Annotated in this window: 25 protein-coding genes; 8 read left to right on the top strand and 17 right to left on the bottom strand. The window is 63.8% G+C overall.

All coding sequences use genetic code 11. The annotated features are described in order from the left end of the window. Positions 1 to 15: 15 nt before the first annotated feature. The 3 genes from O4H53_RS03310 to O4H53_RS03300 form a co-directional block, all read right to left on the bottom strand. Positions 16 to 447 carry a hypothetical protein gene (locus O4H53_RS03310; protein WP_269361385.1) on the bottom strand — a complete coding sequence of 144 codons (432 nt, stop codon included), beginning with the start codon at positions 445 to 447 and terminating at the stop codon, positions 16 to 18. Positions 448 to 575: 128 nt separating this feature from the next. After that, complete coding sequence (locus tag O4H53_RS03305; RefSeq protein ID WP_269361383.1) at positions 576 to 1,109, bottom strand: hypothetical protein; 534 nt, start codon at positions 1,107 to 1,109, stop codon at positions 576 to 578. A gap of 90 nt (positions 1,110 to 1,199) precedes the next feature. Next, positions 1,200 to 2,150 (bottom strand): aspartate carbamoyltransferase catalytic subunit, encoded by a 951-nt coding sequence (locus tag O4H53_RS03300; protein ID WP_269361381.1) that lies wholly within the window; start codon positions 2,148 to 2,150, stop codon positions 1,200 to 1,202. Positions 2,151 to 2,250: 100 nt separating this feature from the next. Here O4H53_RS03300 and O4H53_RS03295 point away from each other — a divergent pair, with 100 nt between their 5' ends. From O4H53_RS03295 to moaB, 3 genes are read left to right on the top strand one after another with little or no spacing between them, the layout of a single operon-like run. Then, positions 2,251 to 3,027, top strand: coding sequence for a uracil-DNA glycosylase (locus O4H53_RS03295; RefSeq protein WP_269361380.1), 777 nt, complete (start codon positions 2,251 to 2,253; stop codon positions 3,025 to 3,027). Next, entirely contained in the window at positions 3,020 to 3,634 is a 615-nt protein-coding gene (locus tag O4H53_RS03290) for a LysE family translocator (RefSeq protein ID WP_269361378.1), read from the top strand. The genes O4H53_RS03295 and O4H53_RS03290 overlap by 8 nt, the downstream gene beginning before the upstream one ends. Further along, entirely contained in the window at positions 3,631 to 4,173 is a 543-nt protein-coding gene (gene moaB / locus O4H53_RS03285; protein WP_269361376.1) for a molybdenum cofactor biosynthesis protein B, read from the top strand. The genes O4H53_RS03290 and moaB overlap by 4 nt, the downstream gene beginning before the upstream one ends. 140 nt (positions 4,174 to 4,313) lie before the next feature. Here the strand turns inward: moaB and O4H53_RS03280 are convergent, their stop codons facing one another. The 7 genes from O4H53_RS03280 to O4H53_RS03250 all read right to left on the bottom strand — a co-directional run bounded on the left by O4H53_RS03280 (position 4,314) and on the right by O4H53_RS03250 (position 11,529). Continuing rightward, a complete protein-coding gene (locus O4H53_RS03280) occupies positions 4,314 to 5,741 on the bottom strand; it encodes a phosphomannomutase/phosphoglucomutase (RefSeq protein WP_443069510.1) in 1,428 nt (475 codons plus the stop codon). A gap of 81 nt (positions 5,742 to 5,822) precedes the next feature. Further along, on the bottom strand, positions 5,823 to 6,656 hold the full coding sequence (gene kdsA / locus O4H53_RS03275) for a 3-deoxy-8-phosphooctulonate synthase (protein WP_269361372.1): 834 nt from the start codon (positions 6,654 to 6,656) through the stop codon (positions 5,823 to 5,825). After that, positions 6,653 to 8,422, bottom strand: coding sequence for a capsule biosynthesis protein (locus tag O4H53_RS03270; protein WP_269361371.1), 1,770 nt, complete (start codon positions 8,420 to 8,422; stop codon positions 6,653 to 6,655). Before O4H53_RS03270 ends, kdsA begins: the two co-directional genes overlap by 4 nt. Further along, positions 8,397 to 9,059: an ABC transporter ATP-binding protein gene (locus O4H53_RS03265; protein ID WP_114275243.1), complete on the bottom strand. Its 663-nt coding sequence runs from the start codon at positions 9,057 to 9,059 to the stop codon at positions 8,397 to 8,399. The genes O4H53_RS03270 and O4H53_RS03265 overlap by 26 nt, the downstream gene beginning before the upstream one ends. Before the next feature lie 129 nt (positions 9,060 to 9,188). Next, a complete protein-coding gene (locus tag O4H53_RS03260; protein ID WP_269361368.1) occupies positions 9,189 to 10,091 on the bottom strand; it encodes a cation diffusion facilitator family transporter in 903 nt (300 codons plus the stop codon). A gap of 66 nt (positions 10,092 to 10,157) precedes the next feature. Continuing rightward, the gene (locus O4H53_RS03255) at positions 10,158 to 11,192 is read right to left on the bottom strand and encodes a permease (RefSeq protein ID WP_269361366.1); all 1,035 of its coding nucleotides are present in this window, start codon (positions 11,190 to 11,192) and stop codon (positions 10,158 to 10,160) included. Further along, a complete protein-coding gene (locus tag O4H53_RS03250; RefSeq protein WP_269361365.1) occupies positions 11,185 to 11,529 on the bottom strand; it encodes an ArsR/SmtB family transcription factor in 345 nt (114 codons plus the stop codon). Before O4H53_RS03250 ends, O4H53_RS03255 begins: the two co-directional genes overlap by 8 nt. A 144-nt stretch (positions 11,530 to 11,673) precedes the next feature. Here O4H53_RS03250 and O4H53_RS03245 point away from each other — a divergent pair, with 144 nt between their 5' ends. The 4 genes from O4H53_RS03245 to O4H53_RS03230 all read left to right on the top strand — a co-directional run bounded on the left by O4H53_RS03245 (position 11,674) and on the right by O4H53_RS03230 (position 14,163). Continuing rightward, positions 11,674 to 12,261, top strand: a complete 588-nt coding sequence (locus O4H53_RS03245; protein ID WP_269361363.1) for a uracil-DNA glycosylase family protein — start codon at positions 11,674 to 11,676, stop codon at positions 12,259 to 12,261. After that, positions 12,254 to 13,036, top strand: a complete 783-nt coding sequence (locus O4H53_RS03240; protein WP_269361362.1) for an SseB family protein — start codon at positions 12,254 to 12,256, stop codon at positions 13,034 to 13,036. Before O4H53_RS03245 ends, O4H53_RS03240 begins: the two co-directional genes overlap by 8 nt. A 129-nt stretch (positions 13,037 to 13,165) precedes the next feature. Then, positions 13,166 to 13,690, top strand: coding sequence for a YHS domain-containing (seleno)protein (locus O4H53_RS03235; protein WP_269361360.1), 525 nt, complete (start codon positions 13,166 to 13,168; stop codon positions 13,688 to 13,690). A 35-nt stretch (positions 13,691 to 13,725) separates the two neighbouring features. Further along, on the top strand, positions 13,726 to 14,163 hold the full coding sequence (locus O4H53_RS03230) for a rhodanese-like domain-containing protein (protein WP_269361358.1): 438 nt from the start codon (positions 13,726 to 13,728) through the stop codon (positions 14,161 to 14,163). A 27-nt stretch (positions 14,164 to 14,190) separates the two neighbouring features. Here the strand turns inward: O4H53_RS03230 and mdoH are convergent, their stop codons facing one another. The 7 genes from mdoH to O4H53_RS03195 all read right to left on the bottom strand — a co-directional run bounded on the left by mdoH (position 14,191) and on the right by O4H53_RS03195 (position 24,051). After that, on the bottom strand, positions 14,191 to 16,074 hold the full coding sequence (gene mdoH / locus O4H53_RS03225; RefSeq protein ID WP_240313054.1) for a glucans biosynthesis glucosyltransferase MdoH: 1,884 nt from the start codon (positions 16,072 to 16,074) through the stop codon (positions 14,191 to 14,193). After that, positions 16,071 to 17,600 (bottom strand): glucan biosynthesis protein G, encoded by a 1,530-nt coding sequence (locus O4H53_RS03220; RefSeq protein ID WP_269361356.1) that lies wholly within the window; start codon positions 17,598 to 17,600, stop codon positions 16,071 to 16,073. Before O4H53_RS03220 ends, mdoH begins: the two co-directional genes overlap by 4 nt. Then, positions 17,597 to 18,853, bottom strand: coding sequence for an OpgC family protein (locus O4H53_RS03215; RefSeq protein WP_269361355.1), 1,257 nt, complete (start codon positions 18,851 to 18,853; stop codon positions 17,597 to 17,599). The genes O4H53_RS03220 and O4H53_RS03215 overlap by 4 nt, the downstream gene beginning before the upstream one ends. Positions 18,854 to 18,873: 20 nt before the next feature. Beyond that, on the bottom strand, positions 18,874 to 20,223 hold the full coding sequence (locus O4H53_RS03210; protein WP_269361353.1) for a tetratricopeptide repeat protein: 1,350 nt from the start codon (positions 20,221 to 20,223) through the stop codon (positions 18,874 to 18,876). Between the two features lie 283 nt (positions 20,224 to 20,506). Next, the gene (locus tag O4H53_RS03205; RefSeq protein ID WP_269361351.1) at positions 20,507 to 22,123 is read right to left on the bottom strand and encodes a thiamine pyrophosphate-binding protein; all 1,617 of its coding nucleotides are present in this window, start codon (positions 22,121 to 22,123) and stop codon (positions 20,507 to 20,509) included. Between the two features lie 355 nt (positions 22,124 to 22,478). Continuing rightward, the gene (locus O4H53_RS03200; protein ID WP_269361350.1) at positions 22,479 to 23,039 is read right to left on the bottom strand and encodes a GcrA family cell cycle regulator; all 561 of its coding nucleotides are present in this window, start codon (positions 23,037 to 23,039) and stop codon (positions 22,479 to 22,481) included. Positions 23,040 to 23,142: 103 nt separating this feature from the next. Next, on the bottom strand, positions 23,143 to 24,051 hold the full coding sequence (locus O4H53_RS03195) for a DMT family transporter (protein WP_269361349.1): 909 nt from the start codon (positions 24,049 to 24,051) through the stop codon (positions 23,143 to 23,145). Positions 24,052 to 24,311: 260 nt separating this feature from the next. Here O4H53_RS03195 and O4H53_RS03190 point away from each other — a divergent pair, with 260 nt between their 5' ends. Then, positions 24,312 to 25,487, top strand: coding sequence for an aspartate aminotransferase family protein (locus tag O4H53_RS03190; protein ID WP_269361347.1), 1,176 nt, complete (start codon positions 24,312 to 24,314; stop codon positions 25,485 to 25,487). The last annotated feature ends 32 nt before the right edge of the window (positions 25,488 to 25,519 follow it).

The following is a 25,519-nucleotide window of genomic DNA, read 5'->3' as shown; positions in this document are numbered from 1 at the left end:
AACCAAGGGGCAAGTTCAATCCGCGAGGGGACCCCGGCGCGCGGTCTCGATGGTCTCGGCGGTTTTTGCCGGATAGGGCAGATATCCCATCGCGATGCGCTGGCCCGAGGATAATTCCACAACCACCCGGCCCCCGAAGCGGGTAAAGACCCGGTCGATCTCGCTCAGCGGCAGCTGCGCGGTGCCATCGCCGTCTTCGTGGATCAGATGCCCGCCCTCAAGATGCCAGCGGTCGTATTTGGAGGCGCGCCAGCGCAGGGCGTCGTCGAACAGAAATCCTGCTGTCAGCAAAAGCGCCGTAGGGATCACCCAAAGGAACGGCAGATCGGTGTAAAAGGACAAAAGAAACCCGACCGCCAGCAGCGCCAGGAAGGTAAACAGCGCGGTGACCGCCGCCCGGCGCAGAAACACCGCCCGTTGCGGCGCCCAGCTCAGCCGCGACGTCATCCGGCCATCCAGACCATCATCGCGGCCACGCCAAATGCCACCAGCAGGGCGATCATCGCGATGCGGCCGGACATCTTGGGGTCGGGTTCAGGTTCCTTCATGAAAGTTACCTACCGCATGGGCCGGGGTTAGGAAAGCATCCACAGGCAGACAAGGGCAACCAGAACCAGCAGCCCGATGATCACCATCGCCCCGCCAGCGCCACCGCGCACCGGCTGCGGGGGCGTCAGGGTCGGCGTGCCGGAATATGGTTTTGCCGCATCCGAATCGATCTCGATCTGGCTCCAGTCGCGCTTTGCCTGACCATAGGTGCCGATCAGCGTCAGTTCCGGGGTCGGCGTGAATGTCACCTCGCGCCCTTCAAAAGCGCTGGAATAGACCAGCATGACCCATCCTTCGAGCGCACGCAGCTTGGCGCGGTCGCGGGTCAAACCGGCCTCATCGGCATCGACCCCTTCGCGCAGATAGCCATGCAATCCGATCTCGGCCAGATCGGAAATCTGAAAGACGTCGATTCCGCGCGGATCAAGTTGCTGCATCCCCAGCGCATCCTTTTGCGCCTGACGGCTGTTGCGCAGCGATTTCGCCTGATCATCAGACATCGAAAGACTGAAGACACGCACAATGCCATGTTCATGCGCGGGAATGGTGATTTGTGCCATCTCGTCGGGGTCCGGATTTTCAATCGTGGATGATTTGAGCTGTCTCATGAGGGACAAACGCAAACCGGGCGGTATTGGTTCGGACAGAGGTCAGGAAACCTGGCGCACCGGTGTCTGGCGCAGGTTGCGCGCCAGCAGATCCATGGCCGCCATCCGCACGGCAACACCCATTTCAACCTGGTCCTGGATCACGCTGCGGTTGATGTCATCGGCCAGCGTGCCGTCGATTTCCACGCCCCGGTTCATCGGGCCGGGATGCATGACGATGGCGTCGGGCCTGGCATGTGCAAGCTTTTCGGAATCCAGCCCATAACGGTGGTAATATTCCCTTTCGCTGGGGATAAAGCCGCCATCCATGCGTTCTTTTTGCAAGCGCAACATCATCACCACGTCCACGTCCTTCAGCCCCTCGGCCATGTCGTCAAAGACTTCGACCCCGAAATCGGCCACGCCTGCGGGCATCAGGGTCGGCGGGCCGATCAGGCGGATGCGGTTCTCCATCTTACCCAGCAGCAGAATGTTCGACCGTGCCACCCGGGAATGGGCGATATCGCCACAGATGGCGATGCTCAGCCGGTGCAGGCGTCCCTTGGCCCGGCGGATGGTCAACCCGTCCAGCAGCGCCTGTGTGGGATGTTCGTGCCGCCCGTCGCCCGCGTTCAGCACCGCGCAATTGACCTTTTGTGCCAGCAGGTCCACAGCGCCCGATTGCGGGTGCCGCACCACCAGCAGGTCGGGGTGCATGGCATTCAGGGCCATGGCGGTGTCAATCAGGGTTTCGCCCTTTTTGATCGACGACGCCTGCATCGCCATGTTCATCACATCGGCACCCAGCCGCTTGCCTGCAATCTCGAAAGAGGCCTGCGTGCGGGTCGAATTCTCGAAGAACATGTTGATCTGCGTCAGTCCGGCCAGCGCATCGGCGTGTTTGTCAGGCTGGCGGTTCAGCTCTGCATAGGTGTTGGCAAGGTCCAGCAGGGTGGTGATATCGCCCTGCGACAGATGCTCAATGCCTAGCAGATGGCGGTGGGGGAAGGACATGGCGGCGCCTTTCGTCAGTGTCGGGCCCTTATAGGGGGGTGCGGGGGCGGGCGACAAGGTGGGGATTTAGCTTGGCGCGGGCAGGGCGTAGAGTGGGGGCATGGAATCATCGGCTTATCATCACGATCTCGCGCTGCTGGAATGGCAGATCGAGCTTGGCGCGTTCGAGGCGATCGGGGATGTGCCGGTCAATCGCTATGAGGTGCCTGCCGCTGTTGAAAAGCCGAAGGCGGCCGTGGCTGCGACACCTGCGGTCACGCCGGTGCCACAGGCCAGGGTCGATGCCGTGGCCATTGCCGAACAGGCGGCCGCTGCTGCGGCAACGCTTGAGGACTTGCGCGCGGCCATGGCGGCATTCGAACATTGCGACCTGAAGAAGGGCGCGCGCAATCTGGTGTTCAGCGATGGCACCCCCGGCGCGCCCGTGATGCTGGTGGGCGAGGCACCGGGCCGTGACGAGGACCGGGCGGGCAAGCCCTTTGTCGGGCGGGCAGGGCAGCTGCTGGACAAGATGCTGGCCGCCATCGACATGGGGCGCGACCGGGCAGAGGCGCCGGTCTATATCACCAATGTCCTGCCCTGGCGGCCGCCGCAGAACCGCGACCCCAAGCCGGAAGAGATCGCGATGATGAAACCTTTCCTCATGCGCCACATCGCACTGGCAAAGCCGCAGGTGCTGGTGATTGTCGGCAACTGGTCCTGCCAGGCGCTGCTGGGCAAACGTGGCATCACCCGGCTGCGCGGCGCATGGACCGAGGCCGTCGGGGTGCCCGCCTTGCCGATCTTCCATCCCGCCTACCTGCTGCGCTCGCCCGAGTTCAAGCGCGAGGCCTGGGCCGATCTTTTGTCGCTGAAGGCGAAGCTGGCGGATGGTTGATCCTTTGACCCTGCTGGCATTTGTGCCCGCCGCGCTGGCGCTGAACCTGACGCCGGGGGCGGACATGATGTTCTGCCTCGGCCAGGGGCTGCGTTCCGGTCCCCGGGCGGCGGTGGCGGCCAGTGCCGGGATTTCTTTTGGCGGCATGGTGCATGTGGGGCTGGCGGGCCTGGGGCTGGGGGCTGTGGTGGCCGCCTTGCCCTGGGCGCTCGAGGTGATCCGTTGGATTGGCGTGGCCTATCTGCTGTGGCTGGCGGCGCAGACCCTTCGGCACAGCAGGGCCGCAAAGGACAATGCCCGCGCCTTTGGCGTCTGGCAGGCGTTTCGCACCGGGTTCTATGTCAACCTGAGCAACCCCAAGGTGATCCTCTTTGTGCTGGCCTTCGTGCCGCAGTTCGTCCGCCCCGATGCCGGATCCGTGCTGGGGCAGTTCCTTGTCTTTGGCGCGGTGCTGGGGCTGGGCGGATTTGTGATCAACGCAGGCGTTGGTATTTTCGCCAGCACGCTCGGCCGCAGGCTGGCGCGGGGCGGGCGTTTGCTGGGCTATCTCAGCGCGGGTATCTTTGTCGCGCTGGCCGCGCGGCTGGCAATGATGGAGCGGGCATGAGCCGGATCGACGAAACCAAGGACTTCATCGCGGTACGCATTGCGGTGCTGACCGTGTCGGACACCCGCGATCTGGCCGAAGACAGGTCAGGCGACGTGCTGGTGGGCCGGATCGAGGCCGCGGGGCATCGGGTGGCCGATCGCCGGATCCTCCGCGACGAGCGGGCGGAAATCGCCGACCAGCTGCGCGCCTGGTGCGCGGACGACGGGGTGGACGTCGTGATCAGCACCGGCGGCACCGGGCTGACCGGGCGCGATGTGACGGTGGAGGCGCACCGCGACGTCTATGAAAAGGAGATCGACGCCTTTGGCACCGTCTTTACCATCGTGTCGATGAACAAGATCGGCACCTCCGCCGTGCAGAGCCGTGCGACCGGCGGGGTGGCGAATGGCACCTATCTGTTCGCGCTGCCGGGATCACCCGGGGCCTGCAAGGACGCCTGGGACGAGATCCTGGTGAAGCAGCTGGATTACCGTCACCGGCCCTGCAATTTCGTGGAGATCATGCCGCGTCTGGACGAGCATCAGCGAAGAAAGTGACGCCGCGCGCCGGAGTTTTCAAAAAACTCCGGACCGAATTTTTTGAAAAATTCGCCTGTTGTGCCACCGGTCTTGCCTGCCGCGTACCGGAGTTTTCAAAAACTCCGGCAAATTCCTTTGAAAGAATATCCGGCGCAGGTTCAGAAGGTCTGGTCGTAATCGCCGACGCCGGGTTCGCTGCGGATCACCGCATCCAGTTCCGCGAAAATCTGGCGCAGCTCAGCTTCCGAATCCGGACTTTCGCAGACCACCACCAGATTGGGCGTGTTCGAGGATGCCCGCACCAGCCCCCATGCGCCATTGTCCAGGATCACCCTTGCGCCGTTCACAGTGACCACCTGCGCCACTTTGCGGCCCGCCAGTTCCGGCAGGGTCGTGAGCTTGCCCACGATCCGGTCCAGTATCGCGTATTTCTCCGTATCGGCGGCATAGGGTGACATGGTCGGCGTGGCCCAGGTCTGCGGCAGGGCGCGGCGCAGGTCGGACATGCTCTTGTCCGGATTGCGGTCCATCAGCTTGCAGATTTCCACCGCCACCCGCATCCCGCAGTCGTATCCGCGCCCGATGGGCTCTGCGAGAAAGTAGTGCCCTGATTTCTCGAACCCCGCCAGCGCGCCCAGTTCCTTGACGCGCCGCTTCATATGGCTGTGGCCGGTTTTCCAGTAGTCCGCCGTCACCCCGTGTTTGATCAACTCCGGGTCCGAGGCAAAAAGCCCGGTGGATTTCACATCCGCCACAAAGGTCGAGCCGGGATAAAGCCGCGCCAGATCGCGGGCCATGATCACGCCCACCTTGTCGGCGAAAATCTCTTCGCCCTCATCATCGACCACGCCGCAGCGGTCACCGTCCCCGTCAAATCCCAGCGCGAGGTCCGCGCCGGATGCTTTGACGGACGCGGCCATGTCATGCAGCATTTCCATGGCTTCGGGGTTGGGGTTGTAATGCGGAAAGGTGTAATCGAGGCGGTTGTGGCTTTCGACCACCTCGACCCCCATGCGGCGAAAAAGCTCTGGCGCAAAGGCTGACGCAGTGCCGTTGCCGGTGGCGCAGACCACCTTGAGGGGCCGGGTCATTCTGAAATCGCCAACCAGATCATCCAGGTAGGCCTCGCGCACGCCGTGGACAAATTCATAGCCACCGCCGGGGCGCGCCACGCCTTCGCCGTTCAGCACGATATCGCGCAATTCGCTCATCTCATCCGGGCCGTGGGTCAGCGGGCGCTCGAACCCCATCTTGACCCCGGTCCAGCCGTTGGGATTGTGGCTGGCCGTGACCATGGCGACCGCAGGCGCATCCAGATGGAACTGCGCGAAATAGGCCATCGGGGACAGTGCGGGGCCGATATCACGCACCTGAATGCCCGCCTGCATCAGCCCCAGCATCAGCGCGTTCTTGATCGACAGGGAATAGTCGCGATAGTCGTTGCCGACCGCAATGACCGGTTCAATTCCGCGCCGGTACATCTGCGTGCCCAGCCCCAGACCCAGGGCGGTGATGCCCGGCAGATTGATATCATCGGGGTATTTCCAGCGCGCGTCATATTCGCGGAATCCCGTGGGCGTGATCATGGCGTCGCGCAGAAATTCCCAGGTGTTCTGGGTCACGGCAGGTGCTGGTCTGGTCACGCAGGGACCTCTTTCGTTCAGGTATCAGAAAGACAGGGGAAATTCTTTGGCCAGCGCGTCAAAGCGCATCAGGCTGGCGATCAGACCCGGCATCTGGTCGAGATAGACCATGTTCGGCCCGTCGCTGGGGGCGTTGTCGGGGTCTTCATGGGTTTCCATGAAAACCGCTGCCACGCCAATGGCCACGGCGGCGCGTGCAAGCACCGGCGCAAATTCGCGCTGTCCGCCCGATGACGTCCCCTTGCCGCCGGGAGAGGCCACCGCATGGGTTGCATCCATGACCACCGGGTAGCCGGTCTGTGCCATCTGGGGCAGGCTGCGCATATCCGTCACAAGGGTGTTATAGCCAAAGGAGGTGCCGCGTTCGGTCAGCAGGATCTTTTCATTGCCGGTCGATTTGATCTTGTCGACGATATTGCCCATTTCCCAGGGTGCAAGCCATTGGCCCTTCTTGACGTTCACCGCCTTGCCGGTCTTTCCGGCGGCCAGCAGCATGTCGGTCTGGCGGCAGAGGAAGGCGGGGATCTGCAGGATGTCCACAACCGCGCCCGCAATCGCGCATTGTTCCTCGGTGTGTACGTCGGTCAGCACCGGCACATTATTGGCGCGTGCGACGGATTCCAGTACCTTCAACCCCTGATCAATGCCCAGGCCCCGCTTGCCCGAAAGCGAGGTGCGGTTGGCCTTGTCATAGCTTGCCTTGAACACATATTGCGCCCCGGCTGCTGCACAGGCTTCTTTCATCCGGCCCGCGATCATCTGGGCATGATCCTCGGATTCCAGCTGGCAGGGGCCGGCGATCACCGTGAGCGGGCGGTCATTGCCGATAAGGATGTCACCAACGGGAACTTGCGTCATGAGGTTACCTGTTCTCTTAGGATCGCCGATGTCAGCGACAGCATGAGGTAGATGCCTGCAAAGATCAGGAAAGCCAAGATCGTGTTCTCGAATTTGCGCGGATAGGTGGGTTCTTGTGGCGCCACCGGTTCCACCGCAACGGTCAGGTAACGCACCTGACGGTTGGCCTCGGCGCGGGCGGCCTCCAGCCCGGTCTGGGCCAGTTGCAGGTTGGTGTCCGCCGCAACCAGATCGGCCTGGGCCAGTTGCAGTTCAACCGCTTTCTTGGCCAGTGAATCCTCACCCTGTGTGGCCGAATTCAGCTTGGCATTCAGCTTGTCCAGCTGTTCGTTCAGGCGGCGCACGTCGCCCTGTGCGCCATCGACCTTGGCCTTGTTGGGGCGGGTGTTGTCCAGCAGGGCGGCCAGTTCCAGTTCCTTTTCGATCAGCAATCCTTCGTAGGTGGTGATCTGGGTTCTGATCGCGATGATTTCGGCCTCGGGGTCCACACCGTTCTGCACCTGAAGCTCGATCAGGTTCTGCTGGGCGGCGCGGCGCTTGTCCATCGCCTGCTCCAGCCCCTGCACCGCGTCAGCCATCCCGTCTTCGCGCTTTTTCTTGGACAGGTTGTTGACGCGTTCCTCCGCGTATTTCAGCAGGTTGCGCGAGAAATCGGCAGAGACATGCGGATCGGCGGCAATGACCTCCATCCGGATGACGCCTTCGGTCGGATCATAGCCGATCTTCACGTTCTTCTTGTAGACCTTATAGGCCTCTTCATTGGTCGGATCATCGGTCAGGCGCTGGATCGGGTCCACGTCCGCATTCGAAAAATGCGTCTTGAAATTGGCGTCCGCATCCAGGCGCAGCATCGCGTCCTTGGATTGCAGATAGGCCTGTGTCGCGATGCTGTCCGCCGAGTTTGCGAATTGCGTCGGCAGCAGCCCGCCAAAGGGGCTGGTGCTGGTGCCTTCGCTCTGGATGATCAGGAACTGGCTGGTGGTCGCATACATCGGGGTCGCAACCTTGTAGAAATAATACCCTGCCGCAAAGGTCGGCAGCATGACAAAGAACGCCAGCCGCACCATCAGCAGCCCCAGCTTGCGGCGGCGGCGGCGCGAGATGTCGCGCTGGATGTCGCCGATTTCGCGCTGGCGGCGTTCGGCGGGGCTCAGCTCGGTCGAGGGCAGGTTGATGCCGCCGCCCGCCGGCACGGTCTGGGGCAGTTGCACGCGGCCGGTTCCGGCACCGCCCTGCTGTGCGGGCAATTGCGCCATCATGTCGCCGGGGCCGCCGTCGCGCTGTTCTCCACCGGCCTGCGGCACCACCAGTTCGAGCATGTTCGAGCGCTGGAAGGGGTCGATCCCCTTGGACCGCAGCAGGCGCACCGCGTCAAAGTCGGAGGTGGGCGCAAGCCCGTGTTTCTGCGCCACGCGCCGCGCCATGCGCAGCTGACGGCCGGTCAGCCCCTCGCGGCGGATCGCATCCATGTCCAGCTCGCCCGCCACTTCCTTGGGGGAAGAAACCTCGCCACTGCGGAGGGTGTCCTGCGGCGCGCTGTCCTCGGCCCCGGCCTTGGGCTGCGAGGCGGTAGGCGCCTGCGCTGCGGGCCTGGCACCGGATACCGGGACGGGACGCGGCCCTGCAGGGCGCGCGGATGTGGCGGGGCGTTCGGGCGTAACATGCTCTTTCGGCTGCGCACTGCCAATTTCGGCATGATCTGCCGTCGGCATGGGGGGCACGCTCCGCTTGATGCGGAACTTACGAGCCTTGGGTTTCGTAGTCATAGAGCTGTTTCGCTTCTTCCAAGGTGTCAAACATATGCAGCTGCCCGTTCAGGAGAACGGCGGCTGAACGTGCGAATTTCTCAAGCGTCTGCGCCTGGTGCGAGACGATGATGATCGTGGTGGTGCGCAGACGTTCCTGAAGGATATCGCCCGCCTTGCGGTTGAACTCAACATCTGTTGTCGCAGGCATGCCTTCGTCGATCAGGTACATGTCGAAATCAAGCGCCAGCATCAGCGCGAAGGAAAACCGCGACCGCATGCCAGCCGAATAGGTGCCCAGCGGTTGATCGAAATATTCGCCCAGCCCGCAGAGCCAGCGGCAGAAGCTTTCCACATAATCCGGGTCCAGCCCGTAAAGCCGTGCGATATAACGGGCATTTTCCATCGCCGAAACCTTGGCGACGACACCGCCCATGAAGCCCAGCGGGAAAGAGATGTTGCAGCCGCGCCTGATTTCGCCCTCGTCCGGCTTTTCAAGGCCGGCCATCATGTTGATCAGCGTTGTCTTGCCGGTGCCGTTGGGGGCCAGGATGCCCAGTGAACGCCCCAGTTCCACCTTGAAGGAAACCCGGTCAAGGATCACCTTGTGTTGGGTTCCGGTCCAAAAGGACTTGGAGACGTTTTCGAATTCCAGCATGCCTGTTTCGCTCGCGGTGTCTGATCTGATCCGAGTGCCCCGTTGGCCGTGGCTTGGGTCAGCCCTAGTGCCCAATTTTGTCCACATTATGTCTCATTAGGAAACAAATGTACAACGCGGCACGGCAGGTCAGTGGCCGATCAGCAGGGGAGCCCGGCAGGCGTGCTCGCGGGTTTCCATTTCGAGCGTGGAATGGTGCAGGTGATGGGCTGCGGCCAGACGGGCTTTCACCGCGCTTCGGGTGGCATCGGCCGGGGCGCCCGGGTCCAGTACCACATGGGCATCCAGCGCGGTTTCATGTTCGCCCATCATCCACAGGTGGACATGATGGGTGCTGGCCACGCCCGGGGTGGATTGAACGGTGTCGATCACGGCAGCGGTGTCCAGATCGGGCGGGCTGGCCAGCATGAGGATGCGCATCACGGCAGGCATTTCGCGCAGTGATTGCCACAGGATGTAGCCCGCGATCAGCAAGGTCGCCGCGGGATCGACCCAGGTCCAGCCGAACAGGATCACCAGGGTCCCGGCCAGGATCACCGCAACGGAGCCAAGCGCATCGGCCACATTGTGCAAAAAGGCCGCGCGGATGTTCACGCTGCTTTTGGACATCGTATAGGTCAGCGCCGCCGTCGCCAGGTCGATCGCCAGCGCGATTCCCGCCACGATCACGATGATCCAGCCCGCCACCGCGGAGGGTTCGAAAAAGCGCATCACCGCCTCGTAAACCAGGTAGAGGCCGATCACGATCAGGGTGGTGTAATTGACCAGCGCCGCGACGGCTTCGATCCGGCCATAGCCGAATGTCATCTGCGCATCTGCCGGGCGGCGGGCGATCTTGCGCGCACCGAAGGCGATGATCAGCGCGATGGCGTCCGAAAAGTTGTGCAGCGCATCGGCGATCAGCGACAGGCTGCCGGCAATCACGCCGCCGATGATCTGTGCCAGTGTCAGCGCCATGTTCAGCGCGATGGCAAAGGCCACCTTGGCGTCGCCCGCTTCTGGATCAATGTGATGATGATGGTCGTGCGCCATGGTCTTCCTGTCCCTATTGGGTGGGGCGGCAGCGCGTGCAGCCCCGCTTGTCATGCGATGTAGCGGTCAGGCCACCGCTTGCCAGAGCAGCCCGGCAATGATCGCGCCGATCAGGGCAAAGCCGATATAGGCGGCAAAGACGCGCGGTTTGACCAGCGCCCAGACCGCAATGGCCGCCGGGATGCAGCTGACCCCGCCCGCGATGACAAAGGACATCGCGGCCCCCTGTGTCATGCCCTGCGCCAGCAGCGCATCCACCAGCGGCACGGCGGCATAGCCGTTCAGATAGGCCGGTGCCCCCACCAGCGCGCCCAGCAGGATCGGCATCAGGCCGGTGCCGCCCAGCACGCCGGCAATCCAGTCGGCAGGCACATAGGTCAGCATCAGCGCCTCGACCACATAGGCCAGGGTCAGCCATTTGATCAGGAACAGCGCGTTGTCCATGGCGGTGTCACGGAACACCTCGCGGCGCGCGCCCTCCTGCCAGAAGCGCCAGACGGGCTGGCCGGAGAAGGGTTTCCTGACGCCGCAGCAACCGCCCACCGCCGGGCGTTCGCGCAGCGGATCGGCAAAGAGCGGCGTGTTCGCGGCCAGCATGACACCGAAACCGCCGAACATGCCGATGCCGACGGCGGCCAGGGTCTTGGCAATGGCGAAATCCCAGCCCAGCGTGCCCGAGGTGATGGCGAACATCGCCGGGTCCATCAGCGGCGAGGCCAGCCAGAAGGCCATGACCGCGCCCAGCGGCGCGCCGACTGCCAGCAGGGCCGCGATGAAGGGGATGACCTCGCAGGAGCAGAAGGGCGACAGCCCGCCCAGCAGCGCTGCCATGACGATCATCCGCGCCGGGTTCCCCTCGAAGGCGCGGGCCAGAAGCGTTTCGGCCCCGCTGGCCTTGAGATAGGCCACGGCCAGGACCGCAAAGGCGATGAAGGGGGCGGTGCCCGCCAGCGCCTTGCCCGCGAACACCAGGGTCGGGACAAGCTGCGGCAGGTCGAAGAGGGCCAGTGCCACCAGGATCGCGAGGGTGAAGGCCCATGCGCCGGGACGCCAGCGCAGCGCGGCGCTGAGGGTTTGTGAGGTCTGGGTGGTGTCAGCCATGGTCGTGGTCCTTGCAGGGGGCCGAGGCATCGGCACAGCATTCGGTCAGCAGAAAATGCGCAAGCGCCTGGATCTCGTCATAGGCGACGGCGGCGCAGATGGTGGAGCGGCCCGACCGTGTCTGTTTGACCAGACCGGCAGCGGCCAGCAGTTTCAGGTGGTGGGTGAGGGTGGAGCCGGTGACGCCGGTCCGATCCCCCAGCGCCCCGATGCTGAGCCCCTCTGGCCCTGCGCGGACCAGGCTGCGCAGGACGGACAGGCGCTGTTCGGAGCCGAGAGCGGCAAAGCTGGCAGCGGCCAGGGTGAGGGGCGGGGCGATATGCGATTCGGATTTCATATTTCTAGAAATATAGAAATGAAATTGTGGCGCAAGTTTTATTTCTATAATTCTCGAAGTGTTCTTTGCCGCGGTTGCGATGTGTATTTGAAGAACAATGAAACCGGGGTTTGGCAGAACGGTGCGGTGGTGTATCTGGATGTCATGTCGGATATGCGTGATGAATTGCGGGCATGCAGCCTCTGCGCGGCGCGGTTTGCCGCGACGGCCACGAGGCATGCGCCCAGGCCGGTGGTGTGGTTTGCCCCCGGTGCGCGCATCCTGATTGCCGGTCAGGCGCCGGGGCTGCGCGTGCATGAGGCGGGCAAACCGTTCCGGGACGCTTCGGGCAATCGTCTGCGTGACTGGCTGGGACTGGATGAGGCGCAGTTCTATGACCTCGGCAAGGTTGCGGTGATTCCGATGGCCTTTTGTTTTCCGGGCTATGACGCCAAGGGCAGCGATCTGCCGCCGCCACCCATCTGCGCCCGGACCTGGCGGGCGCGGGCGCTGGAGGTGGTGCCGGACATCCACCTGACGGTGCTGATCGGCGGCCATGCGATGCGCTATCATCTGCCCGGATTCAGGACAGTGAGGCAGGCGGTTGCCGATTGGCGCGATCATCCGCCGGGCGTCTTTGCCTTGCCTCATCCGTCCTGGCGCAATACCGGGTGGTTGAAGAAAAACCCGTGGTTCGAAGCCGAGGTTCTGCCCCGGCTGCGTGCCGCCGTTGCAGAGGTGCTGAATGACTGACCCGACCCCGCTGGACACCGCCCATGCCGCCATGACCGCGGCACAGGATGACGACACCGCCCGGTTGCGGTTTTTCGAGCGGATCGCGGATGCGGAACTGTATCTGCTGCTTGAGGCGGAGCCGGAGGGGGATCAGATCAGCCCGGTCCTGCTGGATGACACCTATGTGCTGGTCTTTGACCGGGCCGCGCGGCTGGGCGCCTATGTGGGGGAGCCTGCGCCCTATGTCGCCCTGTCGGGGCGCGCCATCGCGGGGATGCTGGAAGGGCAGCCGCTGGGCATGGCGGTGAATGTCGGGGTGGCGCCCTCTGAAATCCTGTTGCCCGCGGAGGCGCTGGACTGGCTGCGTGACACGCTGGCCCATGCGCCGGGCGAGGTCGAGGCCCGCATCGAACAGGTCCTGCCGCCAAAGGGGCTGCCCGAAACCCTGATTGCCGCGATCGACGCCAAGCTGGCAACGGCAACGGCGATGGCAGCGGGGGCTTTCCTGGTGGGGGTCTCATATGCGGGGGGCGGGCGCGGGCACCTGCTGGCCTTTGTCGGGGCGATCCCGCGCGCGCAGGATGCGCTGGTGCGCGCGGCCTCCGAGGCGCTGACCTTTTCCGGGATCGAGGCGGGTGCGATGGACGTGGGTTTCTTCGCGCCTTCCGATCCGGTGGTGGCAAAACTGGCGAAGGTCGGTTTGCGGTTCGACCTGCCGCAGGGGGAGGCCCTGCAACAAACACCGCGTTTGCCGCCGGGGTCGGACCCGGCAAAGCCGCCGATCCTGAAATAATCGGGCAGTTTGATCACGGGGCATGATAGATTGCCTCACGGGGCTGCGAGGTCACGGGTTTGTGGGATGCGATGGCGCAGGCGCATGCGTAGCCTTGGTGCAACGCAACGTTCACGGAGTAATTGAAATATGACCAGATTTACACTGACCCTTGCCGCAGCCGCCACGGCGCTGACCCTTGCCACACAGGCCTTTGCGGGGGATCAATATATTGATGAAACGGGCTTTGCCGCGTCGGGTTACGATGTGGTCGCCTATTTCGATCTGCCCCAGTCCGATCCGGGCCAGCCACAGCCGGCAGCCGTGCCCGGCAAGGCGGCCATCACCGCGGAGTATAACGGCGCGACATTCGCATTCTCCTCGGAAGAAAACCGCGAAGCCTTTCTGGCCGACCCGGCGAAATATGCGCCGCAATATGACGGACATTGCGCCTATGGGGTCGCCAAGGGCGGCAAGGTGCCGGGCAATCCGAACCTCTGGCGCATTGTTGATGGAAAGCTCTACCTGAACATCAGCAAGAACGTGGTGAGTTTCTGGGAGGAAGACATTCCCGGCAACATCAACCTGGCTGAGAGCAACTGGGTCTCCATCGAGCCCAAGGAGCGGTCGACCAGCACGATACCGAAGTTCACCTCTTCGGCACCGGTCAACTGAAACCTCGCGCCGAACCTTCCCGAACCCCGTCGCACATGTTGCGGCGGGGTTTCCTGCTGGGGGCGGTTGCGGTCGTGGCCACCGGCATATTTGCGGCGCGCTGGTACAACATTGGGGCCGAGATCGGTGAGGATGCGCTGAGCGCGCCGGAGGCTTTGGCACGGGCGCAGCTGGGCGAGATCCTGTTGGTGGATATCCGACGGCCGGATGAATGGCAGGCCACGGGCATTCCGCTGGGCGCGGTCCCGCTTGATCTGCGGCGGGATGACTTTGTCGAGGCGCTTCTGGCGGAGGCTGGCGGCGACAGGGCGCGGCCCGTTGCATTGATCTGCGCCCGTGGGGTCCGCTCCGCGCGGCTTGGCAAACGTCTGTCCCAGGCCGGATTCACCGCGATTCTGGATGTGCCCGAAGGCATGTTGGGTTCCGGTGCGGGGCCGGGGTGGCTGGCGCGCGGATTGCCGGTCATGCAATGACCGCGCGCCGGTGTGCAGGGCGCGCGGCTATTCCGCCGCGACCTTCTCGATGGCCAGCAGCCGGGACTTGATCTGTGTCCGCGCGCGCCGCGCCTGCGCAACGATGGCCGGTTCGCGCAGGGTATTGGGGCTGTCCATCCGAAAGCCCCGGCGCGTCACACCTGCGAGGTTCACGCTCGACAGGGCAGAGAGGGGCACCGCCATGACAAGGCTGAAGACAATCGGCACCAGCCAGAGCGAGATCAGCCCCGCCACAAGCCCGGACAGCAACAGCAGGCCCAGCAGTGTTTCCAGCCAGTGAAAGCCGATCAGCGTGCGCAGCGGATAGCCTTTTGCTCCGCGCTGCTGCGGGGCCCATGGTTCACTGCGGGTCAATGCGGCATTCAGAACCGCCTTGGTCTGCTGGATCATCAGGATCGGGGCATAGGCCACCGAAAGGGCCACCTCCACCAGGAAGGACCCCAGAAAGGCACCCTTGCCGCCAAAAACCGCGACGGCCCTGGGGGTAAAGGCGATGATGCCCGCGCCCGCCACCTTGGGGGTCAGAAGCATCGCGTACATGATCACCAGAAAGACCGCGCTGTCGATATGGCTCATTGCCGGGGGCCAGTCGGGGAAGAACGGGTTCGCCTGATTGAAATAGCGCACCACATTGGTGTCCGCGTCCTTGCCCAGCAGGGACCAGATCACCAGCAGGACAAACCATGCCGGTGACAGCAGATAGGCGACCGCCCCGTGAAACAGGTGGAACCGAGACACCGGATGCAGCCCCGCCGTGCCCAGCAGGCGCAGGTGCTGCAGGTTGCCCCGGCACCAGCGCCGGTCGCGCACAACATAGTCGATCAGCGTGCCGGGGGTTTCCTCGAAACTGCCGGTGACGCGGGGCAGGAAACGCACCCGCCAGCCCGCGCGGCGCAGCAGGCCCGCCTCGACAAAATCATGGCTGAGGATCAGGTCGTTGCGTCCGCCCGACGTGAGGTAGGGCAGCCCGGCGCTTTCGGCAAAGGCACGGGTGCGGATGATCGCGTTATGACCCCAGTAATTGCCTTCGTTGCGTGCCCACAGGGCCAGCCCCTCGGCCAGCAGCCAGCCATAGGCGATGTTGGAGAACTGCTGGATGCGGGCGAACAATGTATTGGCCCCGATCAGCATCGGGAAGGTCTGGATCAGCCCCGCGTCGGGGTCTGCGGAAAGTTCACTTGCAAGCCTGTCGATGGCCCGGCCGGTCATCAGGCTGTCGGCATCCAGCACCACCATGCCTTCATAGGCGGCGCCCCAGCCGGTGATCCAGTCAACCAGGTTGCCGACTTTCTTGTCCGTATTCGTGGCGCGGCGGCGGTAGTATACGTTCATGCCCGCGGGCGCTTCGGCCCGCAGCTGGGCAAAGGCACGCTCTTCCTGCGCGACAATCGCCTCGTCGCGCGTGTCGGACAGGATGAAAAGCGTGTAGCGGTGTGGCCCGGCGCGGCGGTGCAGATCGGCCAGCATGGCGGTGGCGTTGCCAAAAACGTCCCATGGCACCTCGTTGTACACGGGCACCAGAAGGGCCACGTCGAGGGAACGCACCGCATCCGGCGCTCGTTCGTCGGCACGTTGCCGCGCGAGCAATCCGGCAATCGCCACGCCCACGGTGCTGACCGAGAGCGTCACCCAGACAAAGGTCGCCCCGATCATGCTGAGCAGGGCCCATTCGAGCCAGGTCATCCCGGCACCGGCCAGCCAGCCGTAAAGCCCGTACATCAGCAGGCCGGTCCCGATCAGTGCCGGGCCGAACACCGCCAGGCGCCAGCCGAGCGAACGGGGCTGGACCGTCGTCGCGCGGCGGACGGGCGGGCGTGAAAAATCCTGTATCTGCATGGCCAGCGGTGCCCGGCTTGGCATGGTGTCGTCAGTCGGCGGATGTTCAATCATGTTCTAGTCCAACGGTATAACCAGACTTCGCTTAACGGTTCCCCCGCGAGGCGCAGTTGCGCGCGGAATTCCGCGAAGGCTGCATCTTCGGGTTGAAACGTAAACGCCAGACGCGGGCCGTTGGTTTCGGGGTTGCGTTGCAGGATCCCCGGTGTGAGCGGAACTTCGCCCCCGCGAATGACAACTTCGATCTCCGACAGGTCTTCGGGCACTTCGGGACCGGGGGCAAAGTCGATCACCACGACCTGACCGCCCTCCATCCTGCCGCCGATGGCGGTGTTCAGGACCTTGACCGGCACATCCGCAGTGACCGCCACGGGGTCGGCCCCCCAGTGCATGGTATAGCTCATCTTGTGTTCCGCCCCGGCGGGCAGCGGGGTGGCAGGCCGCCAGTAGCTGACGATATTGTCGTAGATCTCAAGATCGGCCGGGATCTCGACCAGGGTCACGGCGCCCTTGCCCCAGTCTTCACCGGGTGTGATCCAGACGGCGGGGCGGTTGTGATAAAGCGCCTCCAGATCGTTGAAGTCCGAGAACTGCCGCTTGCGCTGCAACAGACCGAAGCCGCGCGGGTTGTTGTCCACGAAGCTGCTGATCTGCAGGTTCAGCGGGTTGGATAGCGGGCGCCAGATGACCTCGCCGATGCCGTTGTGCATCAGCAGGCCGTCGCTGTCGTGCACCGCCGGACGGAAATCCGAGAACCGTTGCCGCATGGTATCGTCGAACAGGAACATCGAGGTCAGCGGCGCAATGCCCAGGTGGGTCAGCTCTTCGCGGGCGAAAAGGGTTGCGCGGACCTTCATCTGCAGGACGGGACCATGGGTGATCTCGAACCGGTAGGCACCGGTGCAGGAAGGGCTGTCCAGCAGGGCATGCAGCACCAGGCTGTTGCTGTCGGCCGCGGGACGTTCCAGCCAGAAGGCGGTGAAATCGGGAAATTCCTCGCCTGCCGGATCGCCGGTTTTCAGCGCAAGGCCCCGTGCCGACAGGCCATAGGTTTCGCCCGTTCCGATGCCTCGGAAATAGCTGGCCCCCTGGAACACGGCGTATTCCTGAAAGATGCCCTGCTTTTCCAGCTCTGCCCGCAAGCGCAGGCCGGAATAGCCCAGGGTGTCATCCACGGGAAGATCGGGGAACTGGTCGGTCCTGTCAAAGACCCCCATGTCAAAGGCGATGGGCCTTGCCTCGCCCTCTGCCACGACATGCATCGCCACGGCCTGCGGGAAATAGAGACCGGGCGGGAACACATCGACCCGCTGTGGCACGTCGGTGCCTTCCCACAGGGCGTTGCGCCCGTCGAACCAGATCTGTCGGTACTGGTCATAGGTCAGCTTGCGCCAGGCTTCGGGAATCATCGGGCGCGGGGCATAGGGCTTGCTGGCCAGAATGCGCGCGCGGTTGGTGACCGTATCGGGGCCAAAGGGTGCAGCCGTCTCTTTCAGGGCAAGCCTGTTGTCCTCCGCCCAGGCTGTGGCGGGCAGGGCGGCCAGGGCGGCAATTGCTTTCAGTACGTCGCGGCGGATCATGATGTGGCCCTCTTCTGACGCCAGGGTTGGGATTTGAACCAGCCTGCCCCATAGGCCACGGCGACCAGCAGGGCGCAGCCGACCAGGTTCACGGCCAGGGTGATGAAGACACCGCGCCCGATCACATCCATGACAAAGCCCAGGACGCGCGCGGTGAACATGCTGAAGACAAATACGGCAAGGCTTTGCTGGCCGACCTTGAGGATCACGGTCAACAGACCCTCGCGCAGGCGTGCCGCAGCACCCGTGCCGCGTGCCAGAAGGTTCTTGCCCTGATCCCCTGCCAGCACCCAGCAGATATAGGCAAGGCTGAGAAAGTGAACGTAGCGCAGGATGGCAAAATCCGTCTTGTCAAAGAGGGCCGCATTGGCCTTGCGCCAGTCGGCGGCCCATCCCAGTTCCAGCTCCCTCACACCGATGTTGGACAACGGGATATTGGCGATCACGATAAAGGCCGCCAGGCCAAACAGAAGCGGCGTGACCGGGGGTTTGGGCAGCCAGCCCCGCATGAAGGCAAAGCCGGTGAAGAAGATCAGCTGCCAGCCGAAGGGGTTGAAGAACCAGCCCCGGTCCGACCATGGCTCTGCCGGGAATTCAAGATGCCAGGCTCCCAGCCCCAGGGCCTGCAGCAGAGCGTCCTGTGCCAGCAGCCAGATGCCGATGACAAAGGCCGCGACCAGACGTTTGTCGACCTGTGCCAGCGCCATGACCAGCGGCATCAGAAGCAGCACGATCATGTACATCGGCAGGACGTCGAAATAGTTCGGGACGTAGCGCAGTGTCATGAAGGACAGCAGGATGTTCGAGTTCTCCCACTTGTCGCTTTCCACGAAGACCGGCCAGAGGTTCAGCTGGCCCCAGTAGTTCTGTCCGGTGATATCGAGGTCGGTCAGGTAGACGGTCATCGCCAGGGTGGCAAAGAACAGCCCGACATGTGCCCAGTAGACCTGCCAGACCCGGAACAGCACGCGCGCCGTGCCCAGAAACCAGCCGACGCGGGCAAAGGCCCCGCCAAAGGCGATGGCAGAGGCCATGCCCGAGCAGAACACGAAAATCTCGGTCGCATCCGAAAAGCCCCAGCGCGCTGGGATCCAGAGAGACAGCAGGTTGCCGGGCGTATGCGCGAACAGGATGATGAACATCGCAAGGCCGCGGAAGAAATCCAGCCGCAGGTCACGGACGCGGGCAGGTGCCTGCGCTCCCAGGGCGGTGACGGGGCGAGAAGGCACGTGGGTGGTGTCGGCGATTGTCATTTAGTTGAGGGTTCTCGAAGCTATTGAGCGGGAATTCGTCGCATGCGTGACAGTTGGTCAAACCGGCTTTCGGCAAAGCGGTCCGCATGACCGTCACGCAATGCCAGCCGGTCCAGAAGGATCTGTTCTGTCGCGTGGAAATGGCCCGCGCGCAGGCCTGCGTCAATGGTCATTCGTTCAAAAACATCACGTTGCGCGTGACTTCCGCCGATGCTCTGCATTTTCGGCCGTGCGGCGCTCAGGTTTTCAAACGCATGGCCATAGCGGCCTTCGGCAAAGGCGGTGAGACCGGCCAGCGCGCAGAGGCCAGGATCGGCGACCCGCGCGGCCATATCACCGCTCTGGCGGGCATCGCGGGCAAAGCGGTCGGCCATCTCCTGCGCCGCGCGGCCCTTGCCGGCACCGGCCAGCGCAAGCTGATAATGCAGGTCGGCAAAGACGATGCAGCCATCGTCGATGCGATTCTGGGCCAGGGCGCCCAGCTCGTCCCAGCGCTGCCCGACATCGACCCCGTCCAGCTCAAGCCGCATCAGCAGCGAGGTGGCATTGGCGATGTCGCGGTAGTCGTCCGTCTTGTCGGCACGAATCTGGCTGTCATAAAGCGCCAGCGCCACATCCAGCTCTCCCCGGTGCAGATGCAGCAGCGCCTTGTGCCACCAGACGTGATAGCGAAAGTTGTTGCTGCCTTCCCAGGCGCTGCGGAAATCCTCGATCAGGGCGATCCCGGCATCCGCCTCGTTGCGCATGTCGTGGACATGGGCGATGGCGTGCAGACCCCAGGCATCGTCGGGGGCCAGGGCCAACCCTTCGCGGCCCGCCCGTTCCGCCGCCGCGTATTCGCCCGTTTCCTCAAGCGTGAAGGCATGACAGCCCAGCAGGTAGCCGCGCAGCGGGTGGTCGGCGGCATGGGCGGGCAGCACCCGTTCCACCGATCTGCGCATGCCTGACGCATCCCCAAGGATAAAGCGGATGCCGTGGCTTGCCTTGGCGCTCAGCGTGTCCTGTGGCCAGTGATCAAGGATACCTTCAAGGGCTGCGATGGCGCCCGTGGGGCTGTCGGCCAGCCAATGATCCAGCGCGTCGAGCCAGCCCTTTTCGCGGGGGCTGATCTGCGTGTTCCGGGCAGCCTCATGGGCAGCCGTGCGGGCATCCTCGGCCACTTGCCACAGTTCGGCCCGGCCCATCATCAACGAGAACAGGCCACGGGCAGCATGTCCCATGGCAAAATCGGGTGCGGCGGCGAGGGTGTCGCCAAGGTGTTGCGGCGTCTCGGGCTTGTGCGCCAGAAACGCGCGGATCATCGCATTCCAGCTTCGCAGCGCAGCCGGGCGTGTCAGTGCGACGGGCGCATTGCAGATATCGTTCGTCATCAAGATGGCCTTCCGGGCAGCTTTCGGGTGCCGGTACCATACTGTCAAAGAGGCAGCCCGGGACCGCACATGGCTGTGTCACACGCCAACGTGAAGGGCCTATCCGGTTTCGTGAGCGATTGTGACAAAACCCGCCGAAACCTGCTCCGGGCTGAGCGGGTTCCTGCGCAAAATCGTTAGGTTGCAAGGCGATGTGCCTATTTTTGCAACGAATCGATGCCCAGTTCAGCAATCGCCCGTGGCATGGCGGAAACGAAATGATGCGCATTTCGTTTCCGCCATACTAGATACGGCCATCATAGGCTCCCCTGTCGATCAGCGCAGCGATGACGGTGAATTTATCCGCGCGCAAAGCCTCTGTCAGAGCCGCTTCCAATCCTGCGCGGTCACGCACCGTGACCCCGACGCCGCCAAAGGCGACGCCCATCGCGGCAAAGTTGTGCTGTGCGAAATCGACGCCAAAGTTCGCCAGTTGCCGCTCACGCTGCTTCTTTTCGATCAGCGCCAGCGAGGCATCGACAAAGACCACGAAGATCGGCGCAATATCGAGCTCTGCGGCGGTGGCCAGCTCGCCAACCACCATCAGGAAGCCGGCATCCCCTGAGAAGGAGACAACAGGCCGGTCGGGCGCGGCCAGCTTTGCCCCGATGGCCAGCGGCAGGGCACAGCCCATGGTGCAAAGCGCGGAAGATTGCATCAGGTCGCGGGGTGCATAACATTCCCACATCTGGCTCAGCAGGATGCGGTGTGCGCCGCTGTCTGCGCTGGCAATCGTGTTGCGCGGCAAGATTTTCCGGCAGCTGTCGATGATCGCGGCAGGGCCCCAGTCCTCGTCCCGGCGAAAGGCCGATGCCAGTGCGGTCCTGAGCTGGTAGATCTCTCCCTCCGGCCAGGTTTCATCCGTGTCCAGCCCCTCGGAGAGGGCGGCAAGTGTCGGCGCGCAATCGGTGACGAAATTCAGCGTCCCCTGATGCATGTAATGGTGGTTTGGCACGGCGCTGATGTCGATGACGTGCTTTTGCCGCGGGTCCCAGACATTGCGCCAGCCGGGGCGCATCTCGATCGGGTCATAGCCGACGCAAAGCACCAGGTCGGCGGCCTGCACAAAGGGCAGAATATGCTGATCCGCAAGGGGGGACAGGCCCGCGCCGCCCAGCGACAGCGCATGATCCTCGGGCAGGATGCCCTTGGCCTTGTAGGTGGTGATGACCGGCACATGGTGGTCTTCGGCGAATTGCTGAACGGCGCTCTGCGCCCCTTCGTTCAAGACATCGACACCGACGATCATCACCGGGCGGCGCGCCTGCGCCAGCCAGTCCCTTGCGGTGGCAAGGTCAGCCCCATGGGGCGCGCGGGCAGCGGCAGGCGCGCGCGGGGCAGGGGGCTCGGCCGGCACCTGGGCCTCTGCCACGGAAATCGGGACGTCGATATGAACGGGGCCATGACGCCCTTCGGTGGCGATGGCGACAGCCTTGTCCGCGATCAGATGCGCGGCGCCGGCGTTCAGGGTGAACTGGGCCTTGGTCAGCGGTTTGAAAACCGCAGCCTGATCCAGCACCTGATGGGTATAGCTTTGCGCCTCATCCGCATCCATGCAGCCCGACAGCACGATCAGCGGCACCTGATCCTGCAGGGCATTGGCCACCGTGTTGACGCCGTTCAGCGTGCCGGGCCCGATGGTGCCGACCAGGATCGCCGGGGCAAGGTCGCGGTGGTGGACCCCCTCGGCCATGAAACCGGCGGCATTCTCGTGTTTGGCCAGAATGAACCTGATCCCGGCTTTTTCCAGCGCATCAATAAGGGTCAGCACCTCGCCCCCCGGCATGCCAAAGGCGGTACGGCACCCTGCGGCATAAAGGCGGCGGGCAAGCGCATCGGCGGCGCGGATCGTATCGGGCATGGCGGGGCCTTTCCAGCAGGGTGACAGGATTATCAACCACGCGGCGCGGCAGGGCGCAACTCACGTGCGCGTTGGCTTTGTTGCAGGACAGTCCTGCGCTACAGAGTTTCGGGACAAACCTGAAACGTCGCAGGTCACGTTGCACGTTCCATCGAGGGGAGCGGCGGCAAACAACTGGACCAGGTATGTCCAGAAACGCTTCGGCAAGGGTCTCTCTCGCCCCGTGCGCAGCGTTATGCAAATAAAAAGGATTATTAACGATGTATTGGGTTCCCCACGGGGAACCCATCAGCTTCTCATTGCTGATGTCTGAATGCCTGACGGAACCTGGCGAAGTTTTTGCGGGAAGTCCGGCTCAGCGGCGGCGGTCGCGCCGTGCCGACATCGGCTGAAAGGCCACCCCGACATGGGCTTCGCAATAGGGCTTGCCCTGTTTGACGGGCAGCCCGCAGAACCAGAAATCTTCGGTCGCCGGGTCGCCGACGGGCCATTTGCAGGTCCGCTCGGTCAGGTCCATCAAGCCGATCTTCTTGGCCTTCTTCTCGACCTCGTTGACCTTTGCCAGCGCTTCCGGGCTGATCTCGTTGGCCGAAGGCTGTGGGGGCAGCGGCTGGCCTGCGGGAATGATCTGCTTGCGGGCGGGCAGGTTCGACCGGGGCGGTGCTGCCGCTTCGGTCTTCATCTCGGGCTTTTCGGGCTTCGGCGGCGCCTTGGGTTTGGCTTCCGGCTTCGGCTTGGTTTCCGGTTTGGCCGCTGCGGCCCCGGATGTGGCGCGGTTCGACAGGCCCAGACGATGCACCTTGCCGATCACGGCATTGCGCGTCACGCCGCCAAGTTCCTTGGCGATCTGGCTCGCGGACTGGCCTTCGCCCCACATCTTTTTCAGCGTCTCAACACGCTCATCGGTCCAGGACATCGCAGGTTTCCCCAGTTAAAAAGCGGCCCTTTTTGAGTGGCCGCTTTGTCAAAGTCAGGCCCCTATTCTAATCACTCCACTGCCGGGTGCAAGGGACGATGCGTCACACCGCGGTTGTGGGCCGGGGCGGCTCCGGTTTCAGCCGCGCCTCGCGCAGGGCCAGAAGGACGGCACCGGCGATGATGATGGCAGCGCCCAGAAGCGAAACCGCATCCGGGATGACCCCGAAAAACGCGATGTCATAGAGGGTGGCAAAGATCAGCGTGGCATAGCTGAAGGGCGCGACAAAGCTGGCGTCGGCGCGCGCCATGGCATTGACGAAACAGGTCTGCGCCAGCGCCATGCAACCACCGATGCCCGCCAGCACGGCCCATTGCGCCGTGGTCGGTGGCTGCCACACCGGCAGCACCGCCAGCGTCGCGATGCCAAGGCCGATGAAGTTGTTGACCAGCAGGATCTGGAACGGGTTTTCGCGCCGGGCCAGTTTCTTGATAAAGATCAGTTCCATCCCCATGACCATCGCCGCCCCCAATGCCAGCAGCGCGGCGGGCTGAAAACTGTCGGGCGTGGGCCGCAGCAGCACGGCCGCACCGGCCATCGCCATTGCCGCGGCGGACCAGCGGATGCGCCCGACCTTCTCGCCCAGCAGCGGGATTGCCAGCATCATCGCAAACACCGGGTTGAGAAAAGAGATTGCCGTGGCATCCGCCAGCGGGATGAAGGCGACAGAGGCAAACATCAGCGTGATCCCGCCCCAGCCACAGGCGGTCCGGGCGATGTGCAGGCCCCAGTGGGGCCGCTCCAGGGCGGGGCGCAGGATCAGCGTGGCACTGCCGATCACCACAAAGGCAAAGAGGAATCGGCCATGGCTGATCTGCAGCGCGGGCAGGGGCGCGCCGAAGGTGTCACCGCCCAGGGCCTTGGCCATCAGGGTCGTCGCCGCGATGAAGGCCGTTGCCACCCCGATCAAGCCGGCGGCAAGCGCGTTGTTCTGGACCCTGGCCTGATACATGCGGCCGGTATGGCCGCAACAATGTGCAGAGACAAGACGTCATTTTCGGGCTGGGCAAAAGGCGAAATGCGGCGTAATGAATGCGTCATGATCACGATGCGACATATCCCGTCCCGACGACGCCGCGGCTGAAACAGCCCAGCGTGACCTGCCGACCGCAGGTCTGATCCATGGTGCATTGCACCTCCCCAAATCTCTTGACCCAGCACGCCGCCCATGCCCATTTGGGCTTTTCGCGGCCCTATCCAAGGAAACTTCAGATGATCTCTTCTGTCCTGCCGACCTATAACCGTGCGCCCCTCAGCTTTGTGAAGGGCGAAGGCACCTGGCTGATCGAGGCGGACGGACGACGTTTTCTGGACCTCGGCGCAGGCATTGCCGTGAACGCGCTGGGCCACGCACACCCGGCGCTGACCAAGGCGCTGACGGATCAGGCCGGCGCCCTCTGGCACACCTCGAACCTCTACCAGATCCCGCAACAGCAGGCGCTGGCGGACAAGCTGGTCGAACATAGCTTTGCCGATACCGTCTTTTTCACCAACTCGGGCACGGAGGCCTGCGAACTGGCGGTGAAGATGGCGCGCAAGTATTTCTACGACAAGGGTCAGCCCGAGCGGGTCGAGATCATCACCTTCGACGGCTCGTTCCATGGCCGGTCCTCTGCCGGGATTGCCGCCGCCGGGTCAGAGAAGATGACCAAGGGGTTCGGCCCCCTGCTGCCCGGCTTTGTCCATCTTGCCTTTGGCGACCACGAGGCATTGAACGCCGCGCTCACCGACACGACCTGCGCCGTGCTGGTCGAGCCGGTGCAGGGCGAAGGCGGCATTCGCCCGCTACCCGATGCCTGTCTCAAGGGGCTGCGTGACCTCTGCGACGAAAAGGGCATCCTGATGATCCTGGACGAGGTTCAATGCGGCGTGGGGCGGACCGGCAAGCTTTTCGCCCATGAATGGGCGGGCGTGACCCCCGACATCATGATGGTGGCCAAGGGCATCGGCGGCGGCTTTCCCCTGGGCGCCGTGCTGGCGACCGAGGAGGCGGCCAGCGGCATGACGGCAGGCACCCATGGCTCCACCTATGGCGGCAACCCGCTGGGCTGTGCCGTGGGCTGCGCGGTGATGGACATCGTTGCCGACCCGGATTTTCTGGCAGAGGTGAACCGCAAGGCGGGGCTGCTGCGGCAAAAGCTGGAGGGGCTGGTGGCCAGCCACCCGGATGTGCTGGAAGAGGTCCGCGGATCGGGCCTGATGCTGGGTCTGAAATGCAAGATCGCCCCCGCCGATCTGGTGGCCGCCGGTTACGGCGTCGAGGTGATAACCGTGCCCGCTGCCGATAATGTGGTACGCCTGCTGCCGCCTCTGAACATCACCGACGAGGAGATCGCCGAAGCGGTCAGCCGCCTTGATCGGGCCGCTGGCGCGCTTGCCGGGTCCTGATTTCTTTTTGGCCCATAAATATCCCTGCGACT

The sequence above is a fragment of the Sulfitobacter sp. G21635-S1 genome (assembly GCF_027213915.1).
Classification (GTDB): Bacteria; Pseudomonadota; Alphaproteobacteria; order Rhodobacterales; family Rhodobacteraceae; genus Sulfitobacter.
The sequence above is the reverse complement of the archived record's forward strand: the minus strand, read 5'-3'. Positions and strand labels throughout refer to the sequence as shown.